Origin of the sequence: Devosia equisanguinis, from assembly GCF_900631955.1 — a bacterium.
Lineage (GTDB): Bacteria > Pseudomonadota > Alphaproteobacteria > Rhizobiales > Devosiaceae > Devosia > Devosia equisanguinis.
Genome location: NZ_UZWD01000029.1, coordinates 1 through 16047 on the forward strand (window position 1 = coordinate 1; position 16047 = coordinate 16047).

Below are 16047 nucleotides of genomic sequence, written 5' to 3' on the forward strand. Positions count from 1 at the left end.
GAAGGGGGGTTCGCTGAGGGTGCGGCGGGCTGGATGGGTCCCTCCCCCTGTTATAGGGGGAGGTTAGGTGGGGGTGTTTTGGGCTCGGGCGCTGGTGGGCCGAGAATTTCGGTCAGCATGGTGAAAACACCTTCGGGGTTGTCCATCACCTCATGGTTGGTGAAGCGAACAACGCGGCAGCGGCGGGTTTCGAGAAAGGCGGTTCGGCGTTGATCGTGGGCCGGGCCGGCCTCGAGGTAGTGGGTTTCGCCGTCGATCTCGACGATGAGCTTTTGGCTCTTGCAGATGAAGTCCACCACATAGGGACCGATGGGTGACTGACGCCGCCAATGAAGACCGCCGATCCGCCACGGATGGAGGATCGCCCAGAACTTGCGCTCGGCAGGGGTCTGCCGGCGGCGGAGTTGGCGGGCGAAAGTGACGGGGTCGTCCATGGGGGCTCCTTGGACGAGATTAGCATTGGGGATAGGGAAGAGAACCCCCACCCGGCCTCCCCCTATAGAAGGGGGAGGAGAAGGGACCGGATGCTAGGTGGGGGTCCGCATCACCTCCACCGCCAGATGCAGGCGCTCCGCACTGGCTTGAGCGCTGCGGGCGACCAGGTCTTGCGCGGCGGTTTCGCGGCGTAAAAAGGCTTCGATTTGTTCCTGGCCGATTTCGTCGAGCAGGTGACGGATGGGGGACCACAGGGTCCAGTCGGGATTGACCATGCGCATGTGCAGGCGGTCATTGGTGATGTCGAAACTGACATTGGCCGAGCGCGCCAGGTCGAGGAATTCGGCGATATAGGCGTCGGGCATCGGGGTGTGATGGGCCATGGGGCTGCCTCGTATTTGATATAAATGCAATGCATGAGCATCCAGGCGGCTCCCCCCAAGTGGGTTTATGGTGAATGAAGGGTTAAGACACAGGCTTCACGATCGGGTGCAGCGCACGGCGCGGCATTTCGGGGCGGGCGCGGCTGGGTTAGGCTTGGGCTTCGTGATTCTGGGGCTCCATGTTTTCCTTTCTGCGCCCGCGCGGCAGCGCCGTTCCCGCCAGCACCAAGATCGAGCTCGATGGCGAGCCGGTGAGCGTCAGCGTGCGCGTCAGCAAGCGGTCGCGCAGTTTTCGGCTGTCGCTGCCGGCCGCGGGTCCGCTGTTGACGCTGCCCGAGGGGGCGCGCTGGAGCGAGGCGGAGGCATTTCTGCAGCGGCATCGGCACTGGCTGGCGGCGCGGCTGCCGCGCACGGCGCAGGCGCAGAGGCTGGAAGCGGGCTCCAGCGTGCCGCTGCGCGGCGTGCCGCATCGGGTCGCGGCGCTGGGCAGCCTGCGCGGACGGGTCGAGCGCGGCGAGGTTTCGGGCAGCCCGGTGCTGCTGGTGCCGGGGGATACGGCGCATCAGCCGCGGCGGCTCTATGATTGGCTCAAGGCCGAGGCGCTGGTCGATCTGGAACGTCAGAGCCACTGGCATGCCGGGCGGCTTGGGGTCGAGGTCAAGCAGATCCGGCTGCGCAGCCAATCGAGCCGCTGGGGCTCATGCTCGTCGAGCGGCACGATCAACTACAATTGGCGGCTCATCCTGGCGCCGCCGCATGTGCTCGATTACGTGGCCGCGCACGAGGTGGCACATCTGGTGGAAATGAACCATTCGCCGGCCTTCTGGGCGACGGTGGAGCGCACCCTGCCCGATATGGAGCGGGGGCGAGCGTGGCTAAAAGCACACGGTCGCGGACTTATGGCCTGGCAGGCGCCCGGGAAGGAGGGCGCATGAGCAAACTGCCTCCATCCTGCCTTATTCCTTGTTCTATCAGGGTGCCATGCAGCGTCTGGTAGCCCTCATCGCCCTGGTTTTCGCCTTCGCCTCCCTGGCCGGAGCGACGACTGCGCATGCCCATCGCTATGTGAGCACGCCCATTGTGGTGCTGAACCATGTCGACGCGGAAAACACCGCCATTCCGGTGCTGGTGAGCGTGCAACGGGGCGAGATCGACCTGGGCTCGGGCATTGTCATGCCCTGCGGCCCGCACCATGCCATTCCGGTGGAGATTGCGGGGCTGCCGCAGGTGGCGCCCGCCACCTCGCTGCCGCTGTTGCTGGATGCCGATGAACCGGCCTCCTCGGGGATAGACGTGTTGCGACCGCCGCGCGCGGCCTGATCCGCCCGCCCGTACCCGTTTCATTTTCCCTATTTCCCGCGCCCCAAGGGGGCCAAGGATGACATCATGACTTTTGCTCAGGACGCGACCCTGTCGCGTCGCGCCGTCATGGCTGGTTTTGCCAGCCTGGCCGCCCTCGCCCTTGCCGGCTGCTCCACCACCGGCGCCAGCCGCGTCACCGCTCCCGCCGAACCGGTGCGTCCGGTCGTGCCCGCCGATGTGCTGGCCATGTATGCGGCCCGCCCGGAAGAAGAGCATCCGGTGCCCGCCGCCGACATCTCGATGATGGCCCCGCGGTTCTGGCGCCAGGAAGTGGACAATATCACCGGCGAGAAAGAGGGCACGGTGGTGGTCGACACCGCCAATTACTACCTCTACCTCACTTTGCCCAATGGCCGGGCCATGCGCTATGGCGTGGGCCTGGGCCGCGCCGGCTTCGAATGGAGCGGCAAGGGCCATATCGCCTATAAGCGCAAATGGCCGGTGTGGACGCCGCCTGCGGAAATGATCGACCGCCAGCCGGAGCTGGAAATGTATCGCCACGGCCAGCCGCCGGGTCTGCTCAACGCGCTGGGTGCCCGCGCGCTCTATATCCACCAGGGCAATCGCGACACGCTCTATCGCGTGCATGGCACTATGGACGTGGTGTCTATCGGCAAGGCGGTGTCAAGCGGCTGCGTGCGGCTCTTGTTCCACGACATCATCGATCTTTATGACCGCGTGCCCAATGGGGCGCCGATCGTGGTGATCTGACGGCGCCCATGGCCTTGGCGCCACAAGCGAGCCCCGGATTGTCCGGGGCTTTTTTGTGTGTTGGGAGGGTGTTGAACCATCAAGGAATCGTTCGTTCATGGGCGTTTGCTGAACCTGCAGAACCCCCACCTAACCTCCCCCTGTAGAAGGGGGAGGGAGAGCAGGAGCCGAAGCCTCGGTGCCTCCCGATGCGCTGAAAGTGAACATTTCCGATTGATGGGGGGCGCCCCAGCGCCTTTCGCCGTGCCGCCCTCGGACTTGATCCGAGGGCCTGTCGGCGAAAGCCCGCAAAGCTCGTTTTTGCCTGGAGAGGCCCTCGGGTCGAGCCCGAGGGCGGAACTGTGGTGGGGCCAGACCAGCCCGAAAATACAAAAAGCCCCGGAGCGATCCGGGGCTTTTGGTTTTCACGGCTCAGTTGCCGAAGATCAGGTCCATCAGCGTGCGTTGCTGGCGCTCGCCCTGATAGGTGGGCTGTTGTTCCACGGCGGCCGGCGGCGCGAAGGTGTTGTTTTGCTGGGTGATGACCTGCTGGTTCTGCGTCGCCGGGGCGCTGGGCACCCAGACCTGCTGACCGGTGGCAGGGTCGACGATCAGCGTCATCGGCAGGCCGGTTTCGGGATCGATCGGCGCGGCGTTGAGGCCGGCATTGGGGTCCTGCACCAGACCGGCATTGGGATTGATGACCTGGCCATTGGCGTCATAGGTCACGGTCTGGCCGGGCTGGGCCCAAGGATCGGCGCCATTGGTCACCGGCATGCCGGTCGCCGGATCGACCATCTGATTGGTCTGGATCGGCGGGTTGCTGGTCTGCTGGGCCAGCGGCTGCAGGCCCTGGATCGGCTGGCCGGTGGTGGGATCGATGGCCACCACCTGCCCGGTCGCCGGGTCGATCGTGGTCTGCACCGGCTGGCCGGTGCCGCCATCGACATATTGCACCTGTGGCTGGCCGGTAGCTGGATCGACGACCGGCAGGCCGGTATTGGGGTCGACCAATTGCTGGGCGATGACCTGGCCGGCATAGGAGCCGCTGGGAATCGGCGCCGGGTTCTTGCCAGCCAAAGCCTTGGTCATGAAATTGTGCCAGATCGAGGCCGGGACATTGCCGCCCGAAAGCTTGGTGCCCTTGTTGTCGTCATTGCCCAGCCAAACGCCGGTGACCATGGCCGAGGTATAGCCGACGAACAGCGCGTCGCGCGATTCCTGGCTGGTGCCGGTCTTGCCAGCCACATCCCAGCCGCCGATATTGGCGCCACGCCCGGTGCCCACCTCGACGGCGGTCTTGAGCATGTCGTTCATCTCGGAGAGCACTTTGGGATCGACCACGCGGCCCGGGCCGGCATCGGAAGCCTCATAGAGCACCTTGCCGCTGACATCCTCGATCTTGGTGATGACATTGGGGATGACGCCATTGCCGCCATTGGCGAAGGGGGCATAGGCGCTGGTCAATTCGAGCAGGTTCACCTCCTGGGTGCCCAGCGCGATGGAGGGCACGGGGGTGAGGGGCGAGGAAATGCCCATGCGCATGGCCACTTCGATCACCTTTTCGGGGGTGACGTCGATGGCCAGACGCCCGGCAATGGTGTTGAGCGAATAGGCCAGGCCCTGCCGCAGCGTCACCGTGCCGGCATATTTGCCCGAGGCGTTGCGCGGGCTCCAGCCGTTGTAGTCGAACTGGGCGTCCTCCGCCAAAGTGTCGGGCGTATAGCCCTTTTCCATGGCGGCGAGATAGACGAAGGGCTTGAAGGTCGAGCCGGGCTGGCGCTTGGCGGTGACGGCGCGGTTATACTGGCTTGCCTGGTAATCGACGCCGCCCACCATGGCGCGCACGGTGCCGTCGACATCCATGGCCACCAGGGCGCCCTGGCTGAAGCCGCGCTTGGCGCCTTCCTCGGCCACGGCTTCCCTGACGATGAATTCGGCATCCTTCTGCATCTTGTAGTCGATGGTGGTCTGCACCACGACGTCGCTCTGGATGTCGCCGATATAGGCGGTCATCAGGCTTTCGACCCAGTCGGCCACATAGGATTCCGAGCCGGCGACGCGGGTGCGCACCGTCTGGTCGGGGTCGATGCGGGCGGCCGAGGCTTCCTCGGCGGTGATATAGCCTTCCTGCGCCATGAGGTTGAGCACGAGGCGCTGCCGCTCGATGGCGCGCTCGGGATTGACCTTGGGATTGTAAGCCGAGGGCGCCGGCAGGATGCCCACCAGCATGGCTGCCTGACCGAGGGAGAGATTGCGCGCGGAGACGCCGAAATAGGTCTGCGCCGCCGCCTCGATCCCCGTCGCACCGGCGCCGAAATAGACGCGGTTCATATAGAGTTCGAGGATTTCTTCCTTGGTGAAATTCTGTTCGAGCCAGATGGCCAGGATGGCTTCCTGCACCTTGCGGCCCAGGGTCTGGTCGGGGGTGAGGAAGAGGTTTTTCGCCACCTGCTGGGTGAGGGTAGAGGCGCCGCGGGTGACACCGCGCGCCTGCACGGATTCGATGGCCACGGAGATGAGGCCGATGGGGTCGACGCCAAAATGGCTCATGAAGCGGCGGTCTTCGGAGGCGATGAAGGCCGCGGGCACATAATAGGGCAGCTCGCGGAAGGTGACGGCTTCGCCGCCGGTCTGGCCGCGATTGGAGATCAGGCTGCCATCGGCCGCGAGAATGCGGATATTGGGCGGACGCTCGGGAATGGCCCAGGTATTGGAGGCCGGCAATTGCGCGCCGTAATAGACGATGACGCCGATAACGGCGAGACCGCCCCAGAGACAGGCGACAAAGCCCCACCAGAGCAGGCCCATGAGGAAGCCGCCGGAACGGCGCTTCTTGCGGGGTTTTGCGGTCTCGGCCTTGCCGCGGCGCGGCTTTTCCGGCTTCTGCGCCTTGGGCGGCTTGCGTCCGCCACCGCCACCTGAACCGCCGCCGACGGGGCGTTCGCGATCGGATAACAAGCCCATGGACTGGCCGATGCTCGGCTCGATGCGTTGGCCCTTGGCGGCAGCGCGCGGCTGCGACTTGCCCTTTTGCGCGGGCTGGGCACCAACACGGTCATCGGCAGAAATGCGGAAATCCATCAAGCAGACCTGTTCCAGAAGATCACCGGGCCGCTTCTACCCTGTTCCTCACTCTAGGGAAACCAATGGTTACCGAGCGGTTAACAGAAGCGGGCCGAACACACCACAAGCGGCCAATCGGGGCTCAAACTGCGACAGCATCGGTTTTCCTTGGCAATTGTGGCCGGTTTATGTGGCATTTTGCGCTCATGAGCGCGGTGTTGCATGCCCGCCACGCCGCAGCAAAGCCGCAAAGCACCGCCAAGACCGCAAAACCATGATTCGTCTTCTCCTCGTTGCGCTCAGCCTCTGCCTCTCCTCGGCCGTCCTGGCGCAGTCGGCGACCGAGCGTGCCTTCGACGCTGCCATCGCCCAGACCGAGGCGGCCCTGCCGCAGTTGGGCGCAGAGGCCTTCGGTGTCGATGTAAAAGCCTATCGCGACGCGCTCAGCCTCCGGCGCTTCACCTCGCGCCATTGGGGCGGCGAGATCGCCGTCGCCGTGGTGTCAGAGAGCAAGGAGAGCGGCTCCTGCTCGCGCTATGCCGCCTATGTGCGGCTGCCGCCGGAGCGCGGCGCGGTGCGGCTGGTGCTGTGTCCGCAATTTTCGACACCAGGCGCCGACGATCTCAGGCGCCTCACCATCCTTCACGAAATGGTGCATGTGGTGGCAGGGTCAAACGAATGCCAGGCCATGGCCTTCGCCGCCCGCATCGAACAGCTGGCCACCGGCAGATTTACCCCGGTCATCCGCTATTGGGAGGCCAATGGCTGTGCGGGGTCTGGATATGCGTTACCGTGATTATTCGGCAGCAGCGTAATAGCTGGCCGAGGGGCGAATAACGGCGATCACTGCATCGGCTGACGCCGCCATGAAATCAGCGTCCCGGCGCAAGGCCTCGATCGACCGTGGTTTTGGGACGGGTCCAACCCAATCCTCGAAAGCGAAATCGAGCGCGGCAGCCGCTTCGGCAATCGCTTCATCCAGCGTGTCTGCAACGGCAATGATACCCGGCAGATCGGGAAACGACACGCCGTAGCCGGACTGGTCATCCTTGTGGATCAGGGCAACATAGTGGGTGTCAGCGATCGTCATGGTTGAGCCATCCTGCCTGCCGATAGATCGAGCGCACCGTGCCGATGGGAATGTCACGGCGCGGATGGGGCAGGATGACCACCCTGCCCGTCGCCTCCAGACGACGAATTATATCCCTGCTATCGGAAAGCATTACCCTGGCCATCTCCCACCTCACCTTCAATGCGAGGTGGGGTCAAGCGACCATCACCGATGAGCCCGCCGCGGCTCAGCGCCAGCCGAGGGCGGGGGCGATGTGTTTTAGGATGCTCTCGATGACATGGGCATTGTAGTCGACGCCGAGCTGGTTGGGCACGGTGAGCAGCAGCGTATCGGCTTCGGCGATGGCTTCGTCCTGGCGCAGCGCCTCGATCAGCTTGTCGGGTTCGCCGGTATAGCCGCGCCCGAAGACGGCACGCACTTCGGGCTCGATATAGCCGAACTGATCCTGCTCGGGACGGCCGGTGCCGAAATACATGCGGTCCTGGTCGTTGACGAGCGCAAAGATCGAGCGGCTGACCGAGACGCGCGGCTCATGGGCATGGCCGGCTTCCTTCCAGGCGGCGCGATAGGCGCGGATCTGCTTGGCCTGCTGCACGCTGAGCGGCTCACCGGTCTCGTCGAATTTGAGCGTCGAGGACTGCAGATGCATGCCCAGCTTGGCGGCCCAAACGGCTGTTGCGTCGGTCGCAGCACCCCACCAGATGCGCTGGCGCAGGCCCTCGGAATGCGGCTCGAGCCGCAACAGGCCCGGCGGGTTGGGGAACATGGGGCGCGGATTGGGCTGGGCAAAGCCCTTGCCCTTGAGCACTTCGAGGAAGACCTCGGCATGCTGACGGGCCATGTCGGCATCGGTCTTGCCCTCTTCGGGCGCAAAACCGAAATAGCGCCAGCCATCGGTCACCTGTTCGGGCGAGCCGCGCGAAATGCCCAGCTGCAGGCGCCCACCGGCGATGAGGTCGGCAGCGCCGGCATCCTCGGCCATGTAGAGCGGGTTTTCGTAGCGCATGTCGATGACGGCGGTGCCGAGCTCGATCTTTTTGGTCTTGGCGCCGGCTGCGGCGAGCAGCGGGAAGGGCGAAGCCAGTTGGCGGGCGAAATGATGGACGCGGAAATAGGCGCCGTCTGCTCCCAGTTCCTCGGCGGCGACGGCCAGGTCGATCGACTGCAGAAGCGCATCGGCGGCGGTCTGCGTGCCCGATTGCGGCGAGGGGCTCCAATGGCCGAAGGAGAGAAATCCGATCTTTTTCATGTGGCTTGTCCTGGTGGCCGATCCCGATGGACCGCTGTTTGAGCGCTATGTGGCCTCGGCGCGTCGAAAAAACCAGCCCACCGACCCGATTGTCTTGTGTGCATCGGCCGCATGGACGGGCAGCGGTGCTGCCGGCTCAGTTGAAGAGGTTGAGGGCGCGCTTGGTGGCGTCGAGGCCGGAAGCGGCATCGCCATAGCCAGTGGCGGCGACGGCGGTAAAGATCTGTAGCGCCTCGCGATAGCGGCGCAGGTGATAATAGCTCCAGGCGCGCAAAGTCAGCAGGTCATTGCGCTCGGCGGCATAGCGGGCGCGCTGGTCCAGCGCATCGAGGGCGCGGACATAGTCGCCGATGGAATAGGCGCTGGTGGCGCGCAGGGTGAGGATGGAAATATCGAGTTCGATGATCTGCTTGCTGGTCAGCGGGGCGGCGGCGGCGGCCACCGAGGCTTCGCTGGCCAGGCCCATGCGCACATAGGCCAGGGCCTGGCCATAGGCGGCGTCGCTGCGTGTGCCCTGGGAGGGCGATTGCAGGGCGCGGGCAAACAGATCGACCGCCTGGGCCGGGCGGTTGGAGCGCATCATGCACCAGGCGCGGGACAAGGCAGCACCAGCCGAGAGGCTGGCGGCGGGAACATAGCCGGTGCAGGACGAAGAAGAGCCACCGCCCCCACCGCCTCCACCCGGGGATGGATCGGCCGGGGGGCTGGCAGGCGCATTGCGCGCGCCGCTGGCGACCGGGGTCTGCGGCGTTGCTGCGGCGTCCGAAGTCTTGCCGAAATTGGCGATACGCACCGAGCGCCCCACCCATTGGGTCTGGATGCTCTTGACCGTGGCACTGTCGCCCAGAGCGTCGGCGACCACCACCATGCCATAGGCGGCCGGTTCGAGATCGGGCTGCCAGCGCAGGGCCAGGGTAAACCATTCGAGCGCGGTCTGCGGCTGGCTGAAGGCATAGGCATACCAGCCCAGCTCCTGGGCGGTATTGGCCGAGAGCGCCGACATGGCCGCATCGGCGATACGCCCCAGCACCGCCTGGTCGAGCACCTTGCGCGGTTCGCCCGAGAGCAGGGCGGCGGCGGCATTGAGATAGAGCGGACCGATCGTGTCATTGTCGTCGCGATAGTCGGCCAGCACGCTTTCGGCGGCAGCGAAGTCGCGCACCTGCAACAGTGCCACGCCCAGCGCCTCGGCGGATTCGGCGCCGGGATCGACATCGAGCGCCTTCTGGAACAGGCGGCGCGCTTCATTGGGACGATTGCGGTGCAGCTCGAAATAGCCGAGGAGCCGCAGGTCTTCGGGCGCATTGGTGGCGGCGACGTTTTTCTCGAACAGATCGATGTCGGATGCCACCGGCATCTGGCCGCCCTGTTCGAGCGCGGCGGCGATGGCGGTGCGGGCGAGATCGAGCCGCAGGGATGCGAATTCGCCTGATCCGGTGGCGTCGGTCTTTTCCAGCGCCAGCAGCGGTTCGATCGTCGTGCGGTCGAGCAGCGCGATCGCCTTTTGCATGGTGGCCAAGCGCTCTTCGGGATTGGTGCAACTGGTCAGGATATAGCGATAAGCATCGACGGCGCGGTCCGGCGTGCCGGTATCGACAAAGGCCTCGGCCAGACGCCAGAGATTGTCGACGCTCTCGCAGACCAGCAGCCGGCCATTATTGGCGGCGATGGTGATCACCTCGGCCGAATTGCCGGCATCGGAGGCCTGGCGCAGCTGCAAGCCCGCTTCGCCCAGGCTCAGGCTGTCGAGCAGGTCGGCGGAGGGCACGAAGCCGGGGTCCTTGGCCTGCTTGGCGGCGATGGCGGCGCGGACCCCGGCAAAGTCGCCCTTGGAGAACAGGTCCCACATGGCGGTGATATCGGCGTCGGGCACATAGTCGTCGGCCAGCGGATCGGCGGGCGGCTGCCAGCCGGGATGCAGCGCCCGCAGCCGCTCGATCTCGCGCTGCAGGCGCACCGTGTCGCCCTGCTGGGCGAAATAGCGCAATGCCGATTCATCCACTTCCACGGCCGGCGCGGACGGGGTGGTGGCCGGCGCCGTCGGGCTCGGCGTGGTGGTGGTATTGCCGGGCTCGGTGGGCGCGGAGAGATTGATCTCGGCATCCGAAGGCGCCGGGGTGGCGTTCTGGGCCACCATGGTGAAACCCGGCGCATTGGCGGCCGGCGTGGCTGCAGCGGGTGAAGCCTGGGCCACAAGAGTGGGCATTTGCGCATCGGCATGATAGCGCGACTGCCAGCCCTGATAGGCGAGGATGCCATAGGTGCCGAGGCCAACCAGAACCAGAGCGGCAGCCGAGGTGATGGGCTTCATGGCTGGCTCTCCCCGCCGCCCAGGCAGCGCGGATCGTTGCGGCGGAAATGGTCGAGCAACAGCAATTGCAGCGTGGCTGAATAATAGCTCGAGGGGGTCATGGTGCGCAGCTCTTCGGGCACCGGCGTGCCATCGAGCAGGCAGTCCATGCCGGCCAGGATCAGCCGATAGCCGGGCTCGGTGATCGGCTCGACCGGCTTGCCGCTCACCACATTGACCTTGGCCAGATCGGGCGGCACGGCATTGCGGCGGAAGGGTTTGAGGAAAGCCGGATCGGCGCCGGCGCGGATCAGATAGAGCGGGATGCGCAGGCCATTATAGCCGAATTCGGGCGGGAAGCCGGGCGCCGGACGCACCGCGCCGTCGCTGATGAGGATCCAGTCGGCGGGAATGCCCGCCGGGGTGATGGCAGAGCGGCGCAGGATATCGAGCCCGGCCTGCTCGACCGCGCGCCAATCGACCACCGGATCGAGTTCGGCAAAGGGCGAGAAGACCTCGAACACCCAATAGGAGGGGTTGAGCACCGTGCCGTCATTGCCGGTATCGGCGGCGAGGAAGCCGGCGGCCCCCGGCACGATCACCGGCAGCCCGTCCTCGACCCGCAGCATGGATTTGCCGATGGTGGCAACGATGGTGCGGGCCTTGTCGAGATAGTCGGGCCGGTCCCAGGCCTTGCTGGCGAGCAGCAAGCCATAGGCGATGAGCATGTCGCCATCGGTGGCATTGTTCATGTCGGTGACATGGGGCCTGGCGTCGGGCTCCCAGCGCCAGGCGGCCAGGCCATCCGAGCGTACCATCAGTTCGGTGGCGGTGAATTTCCAGATGCGCTCGAAACCCTCGGGATCATCGGCGAGGGCAGCCAGGATCAGGCCATATCCCTGGCCCTCGCTATGGCTGATATTGGCGTTGCCGGTATCGATGACGCGGCCATCATCGCCGACGAAATTGCCCATATAGGCCTGCCACTCTCCGGGCTGGAACACGGTGTCCGCCGCCGCGGCGGCGGGAAGGAGGAAGAGGCTGGCCATGGCGAAAATGGCTGCGCGGATGGACTTCACTTGCGCCTCCCGATCTGGGTCAGCACGCCAGAGGTGGCGAACATGAGCAGCACTGCCGCCAAGGCAATCAACCCGGTAAAGGCCAGGATGTTCCCCGAAAACCAGTTGGCGGCCACGAGGCGCAGATTGAAGGGCGAGACCGGCTCTGCCGGGGTCACGGCCACCGCGCCCGGAGCGATGGTGGTCAGCACATCGCCATTGAGCGTGGTCACGCGGCCGGCGATCTGCCGCCAGCGGGCGGTTTCGACCAGCTTTTCGACGCCGGAGGCCAGGCTTGCACCATCGGCGGCAGCAATGGTGGTCCACAGGCCGCCTTCGGCCTGTTGCATCTGCGACAGTGCCAGACTGCCGGGCGCAGGTGCAAAGGGCGCCTGGCTGGCGGGCAGCACCCGCAGATCGTCGAGAGTGAGGCCGGCGCGGTTGAGCACCCAGTTGACCACCGGGGCCAGGGGACCACCGGGCGTGCCGGTCGAGAACTGCGTCAGCACCCGATCATCGCCGCCGGTGCCGGCAGCGGGCAGCGCCAGGCCCGAACGCGCCAGGGTGGTGGCGGAGATGGCGGAAAGCGGCATGATCAGCAGCGCATCGGCGCCAGGCGAGAGCGCTGCTTCGGGGACAGTGGTCACCGCCGTCACCTGCTCGCCCGCCGCGGCCAGTCGCGCCAATATGGTCATGGCGGCGACGCGCGAGGCGCTGTCCTCGCCCCAGGCGAACTGCACACTGGGCTCGGCGGCATAGGGCATGCCGGTGGCGGCCAGCGCCCGCAGATCGGGCGCGGTTTCGGCTCGGGCGAAATCGGGCATGCGCAAGGCACTGGTGGCGGAGAAGACGAAACGGGTCGGCGCCTCGCCAGTCCAGCCGGCGCTGCACACCTGATCGGACTGGGTCAGCAGATTGACCGAGAAGTCGATGACATTGCGGCCCGGCTGCAGGCTCTTCATCGGGATGCGGATGACGGTATCGCGCAGCAGGCCGCCATCGGTGCGCAGCAGCGGGGTGGCCGAGGCGATCTGGCCGTTGACATAAAGGTCGATCTCGCTGCCCGGCAGCACATCGCTGGAATAGGCGGCGTCGAGCACCAGCTCCATCTTGCCGTAGCGATTGGCGTAGAAATCATATGGCAGGTTGAACTGGAACTGGTCGGTATAGCGCCGGCCGTTGAATTCGGTGGTCTGGCCGCCCAGCAGCGCCAGGCTGGTTTCCCCACCGCCGGTGATCAAGGGCAGGGTGCGGCCCAGATCGATGCGCGGCCGTCCGTCGGCAGCCATGGCCGGCATCATCGCCTCGGCGGCGCGGCCAATGGCAGCCCAGTCGGGCCCCGACACCACCAGAACCGGATTGCCGCCCTGCGGCGACTGCAGGGAGGCGACAGGGCCGCCGGCGGCCTGGTCGCGCAGCGCCACAAAGGCATCCGGCAGGCCATTGGCTGGGGCCAGCACCAGGTCGAGCGTGCCCGGCTGCGCCTCTGTGGAAAGACTATCGACGAGGTCGATGCGCAAATCGGCGACACGCAGAGCGATGGCCAATTGCTGGGTGAGCCGCATCAGCGCGCTGGTGGCGTCGGGATTGCTCATATCGGGAGCAACCACGCGCAGGGTGGTAACGCCCTCGGCATCGACGCCGATGGCGGCGATATCGGCCAGCTGGCTGATCTGGTCGAGGCCATTGCCGGCAAAGCTGAGGCGAATGCCCTCGGCCTCGAGCCTTGTCCACAATTGATAGGTCGAGCCGACAGTGCAATCGGTGCGGTGCCGCTGGACGGCGCTGAACTCGACGACATTGGCGCCGGGTTTGAGCACGCCGCTGGGCACGTCGACGGACAGCGCCGCGGGGCCGGCCGAAGCCGCGATGGGGACGGAGGTCAGCGACACGCCATTGATGGTGACCGTGAGGCGAGAGACTTCGGGCGCCACCATGACGGCATTGAGATAGCTCAAATGCAGCGTGGCCGGGGCCTGGGCCTGGGCGGCGGTAAGATAGAGCGCCACCAGCCGTCGGCTGGTTTCGCCTTCGAGCGAGAGCGTGGAATCGGGGAGGATATAGCGGTCAAAGCCGGTCGGCTGCGGGGTCGGAACGGTGACCGAGGGCGTGGCCTCGGGAGCGCTGGTCGGGGGCGGGGTCACCACCAGCCCGCTTTCCGGGCCCATGTCGAACGGTGTCGACTGGGCAAAGGCCGGGGCGGAAAGCGCCGAAGCAACAAGCAGGGGGGCGAGCAGGCGCTTAGTCATTTGCCGCTCCGGAGGAGCTGGTGGAGCCGAAGCGCAGCAGGTAACCGAGGCCACGCCCGGTCTGGTAGAGCGCCATGGCGAGGAATTGCAGGGTGCCGCGCACCACGCCGATATTGATCTGACGAGAGCGCTGGCGCAGTTGCCAGGTGGACGAATTGGCGTAAAGCAGGTCGGCGATCAGCCGGTAATCCTGGCCGCGTTCGGGCATGTATCGCGCGCCCAGAATGGCGCCCTTGCCCTCTGAAATGGTGGAGCGCACGAAGAGCTTGAGCTCATTGCTGTCGACCGGGGTCAGCGTATTGAAGCGGATGGCGGACGGCGCGCCGCGCCCCAGCCCCGCACTGCCATTGGGCAGGCGCACGGCCAGCCCGCCGCTCGAGACGTTGATAATGGTGCCCTTGACCCAATTGCCGTCGGCATCGCGCATTTCGCAGCGCCGTTCGACCTCGATGCGGCGGCCGGTGCGGAATTCGCGGCGTTCGGAGACCACACCCAGGGCACAGCCGGCCAGGATCAGGTTGAGGATGTTCCAGCCGCCCACCACCATGGTCACCTCGGCCCGATAGGGCTCGGCGCCGATCTTGTAGATGGTCATGCCCAGGGCGATGATCAGCAGCAGGAAGATGAGATAGAAGGGCCGCGACAGCTCGGACAGGCGCGACTTGTCGACGCTTTCGTCCTTGGCGGTCACCTTGAAGGTCGGCTTGGTGGGATTGCGCACCACCGAGAGCAGTGCCCCCAGCAGGTGCACCGACTGGATATATTCGTAGAGCTCGGAAATCCACGGCCAGCGCCAGCGCCCGAACAAAGAGTTCTGCATGACCAGGTTCACCAGCACATAGGTGAGCGTATAGGCGGCGAATTCCTCGCCCGAGGCGGTGAAGATCTGCAGGTCGAAGAACAGGTAGCAGAAGGGTGCGAAGAGGAAGATCATGCGCGGCAGCGGAAACAGCCAGAACAGGATGCTGGACATGTAGCTGAGGCGCTGGGGGATCTTGAGGCCGCGCTTGAACAGGGGAAAGCTGAACAGCATGATCTGCATCATGCCCTGGGCCCAGCGGGTGCGCTGGCCGATGAAGCTCGAGAAGGTGGCCGGCTGCAGCCCGGCGATCAGGGGCTTGTCGACATAGATGCTGTTCCAGCCGCGGCTATGCAATTCGAGCGCGGTTTCGCAGTCCTCGGTAATGCTGCGCCCGGCAAAGCCGCCGGTGACCTCAAGCGCCTCGCGGCTGAGCAGGGCGGCCGAGCCACAGAAGAACGAGGCGTTCCAGCGATCGAGGCCCCGCTGGATGACGCCATAGAACATCTCGTTTTCCGAGGGCATCACCTCGAAGGTGCGCAGGTTGCGCTCGAGCGGATCGGGATTGAGGAAGAAGTGCGGGGTCTGCACCAGGAAGAGCCGATCATCCCGGGCGAAATAGGGCACGGTTTCCTGAAGGAAATCGCGCGCCGGGGCATGGTCGGCGTCGAACACGGCGATGAGGTCGCCACTGGAATGCGCCAGGCCATTGTTGAGATTGCCGGCCTTGGCGTGGTCGTTTTCCGCACGCGTCAGATAGCGGCAATCGAGCTCTTCACAGAGCCGGCGCAATTGCTCGTAGCGTTCATGAGCGGCAGCGGCGACATCGGGATCGGCATTGTTGCGTTTGGCATCGGTGCCGCCATCGTCGAGCAGCCAGACGGTGAAGCGGTCGGACGGATAATCCATGGCCTTGGCGGCGGCGAGCGTGCCCGCGAGCAGATCGTAATCCTCGTTATAGGTGGGCACGAAGACGTCGACCGTGGGCACGGCATCGTCCTTGGCGAGCTTCATCGAGGGCCGCGAGGGCATGGGCTTGATGACGACGAAGACGCTGAGGAACAGCATCATGATACAGTACATCTCGGCGAGATAGAGGATCACGCCGGGGATGAAATCGCCCCACTGGTCGAGCGGCGGCAGGGTGCTGGTGGTGCGCCAGAAGGCATAGCGCAAGACGATGACGGTGCCGAAGGTGAGCAGCAGCAGACGCCAGTTGCCGTCGAGCTTGAGGATCTTGATCACCGCCATGGCCAGGATCAGCACGGCCGCGGTCACCAGGTGCACCTGCAGGCTGACAGGCAGGCTGATAATGGCGAACATCACCACCGAAACGGCCAGCCAGATCAGGATCGTCAGTGCCTTCGTCATTGTCTATTCCATGCCCAAAGCGG

14 protein-coding genes are annotated in these 16047 nt (G+C 65.5%); 4 read left to right on the forward strand and 10 right to left on the reverse strand.

Going from position 1 to position 16047, the window contains the following annotated elements:
* Window positions 1-50: 50 nt before the first annotated feature.
* Both DEVEQU_RS11875 and DEVEQU_RS11880 read right to left on the reverse strand, forming a co-directional pair.
* A complete protein-coding gene (locus DEVEQU_RS11875) occupies window positions 51-434 on the reverse strand; it encodes an endonuclease domain-containing protein (RefSeq protein WP_126150804.1) in 384 nt (127 codons plus the stop codon).
* A 93-nt stretch (window positions 435-527) separates the two neighbouring features.
* The gene (locus DEVEQU_RS11880; RefSeq protein WP_126150805.1) at window positions 528-818 is read right to left on the reverse strand and encodes a hypothetical protein; all 291 of its coding nucleotides are present in this window, start codon (window positions 816-818) and stop codon (window positions 528-530) included.
* Window positions 819-997: 179 nt separating this feature from the next.
* On the opposite strand from DEVEQU_RS11880, the gene DEVEQU_RS11885 reads away from it, so the two are divergent.
* From DEVEQU_RS11885 to DEVEQU_RS11895, 3 genes are all read left to right on the forward strand, one after another.
* Window positions 998-1753, forward strand: a complete 756-nt coding sequence (locus DEVEQU_RS11885; protein ID WP_126150806.1) for a M48 family metallopeptidase — start codon at window positions 998-1000, stop codon at window positions 1751-1753.
* A gap of 46 nt (window positions 1754-1799) precedes the next feature.
* Window positions 1800-2138, forward strand: a complete 339-nt coding sequence (locus DEVEQU_RS11890) for a hypothetical protein (protein ID WP_126150807.1) — start codon at window positions 1800-1802, stop codon at window positions 2136-2138.
* Window positions 2139-2204: 66 nt separating this feature from the next.
* Window positions 2205-2891: a L,D-transpeptidase gene (locus DEVEQU_RS11895; protein WP_223214200.1), complete on the forward strand. Its 687-nt coding sequence runs from the start codon at window positions 2205-2207 to the stop codon at window positions 2889-2891.
* Between the two features lie 411 nt (window positions 2892-3302).
* Here DEVEQU_RS11895 and DEVEQU_RS11900 read toward each other — a convergent pair whose 3' ends face one another.
* Entirely contained in the window at window positions 3303-5954 is a 2652-nt protein-coding gene (locus DEVEQU_RS11900; protein WP_126150808.1) for a transglycosylase domain-containing protein, read from the reverse strand.
* Window positions 5955-6210: 256 nt separating this feature from the next.
* Here DEVEQU_RS11900 and DEVEQU_RS11905 point away from each other — a divergent pair, with 256 nt between their 5' ends.
* Entirely contained in the window at window positions 6211-6732 is a 522-nt protein-coding gene (locus DEVEQU_RS11905; RefSeq protein ID WP_126150809.1) for a hypothetical protein, read from the forward strand.
* Here DEVEQU_RS11905 and DEVEQU_RS11910 read toward each other — a convergent pair whose 3' ends face one another.
* From DEVEQU_RS11910 to bcsA, 7 genes are all read right to left on the reverse strand, one after another.
* Window positions 6733-7026 carry a type II toxin-antitoxin system HicB family antitoxin gene (locus tag DEVEQU_RS11910; protein ID WP_126150810.1) on the reverse strand — a complete coding sequence of 98 codons (294 nt, stop codon included), beginning with the start codon at window positions 7024-7026 and terminating at the stop codon, window positions 6733-6735.
* Complete coding sequence (locus DEVEQU_RS11915; protein ID WP_126150811.1) at window positions 7013-7171, reverse strand: type II toxin-antitoxin system HicA family toxin; 159 nt, start codon at window positions 7169-7171, stop codon at window positions 7013-7015. Before DEVEQU_RS11915 ends, DEVEQU_RS11910 begins: the two co-directional genes overlap by 14 nt.
* Before the next feature lie 63 nt (window positions 7172-7234).
* Window positions 7235-8257 carry an LLM class flavin-dependent oxidoreductase gene (locus DEVEQU_RS11920; protein ID WP_126150812.1) on the reverse strand — a complete coding sequence of 341 codons (1023 nt, stop codon included), beginning with the start codon at window positions 8255-8257 and terminating at the stop codon, window positions 7235-7237.
* 136 nt (window positions 8258-8393) lie between these two features.
* Window positions 8394-10568 carry a tetratricopeptide repeat protein gene (locus tag DEVEQU_RS11925; protein ID WP_126150813.1) on the reverse strand — a complete coding sequence of 725 codons (2175 nt, stop codon included), beginning with the start codon at window positions 10566-10568 and terminating at the stop codon, window positions 8394-8396.
* Entirely contained in the window at window positions 10565-11626 is a 1062-nt protein-coding gene (locus tag DEVEQU_RS11930; RefSeq protein WP_223214201.1) for a glycosyl hydrolase family 8, read from the reverse strand. Before DEVEQU_RS11930 ends, DEVEQU_RS11925 begins: the two co-directional genes overlap by 4 nt.
* Window positions 11623-13854 (reverse strand): cellulose biosynthesis cyclic di-GMP-binding regulatory protein BcsB, encoded by a 2232-nt coding sequence (locus tag DEVEQU_RS11935; protein WP_126150814.1) that lies wholly within the window; start codon window positions 13852-13854, stop codon window positions 11623-11625. Before DEVEQU_RS11935 ends, DEVEQU_RS11930 begins: the two co-directional genes overlap by 4 nt.
* Complete coding sequence (gene bcsA, locus DEVEQU_RS11940; protein WP_126150815.1) at window positions 13847-16024, reverse strand: UDP-forming cellulose synthase catalytic subunit; 2178 nt, start codon at window positions 16022-16024, stop codon at window positions 13847-13849. Before bcsA ends, DEVEQU_RS11935 begins: the two co-directional genes overlap by 8 nt.
* Between the last annotated feature and the right edge of the window lie 23 nt (window positions 16025-16047).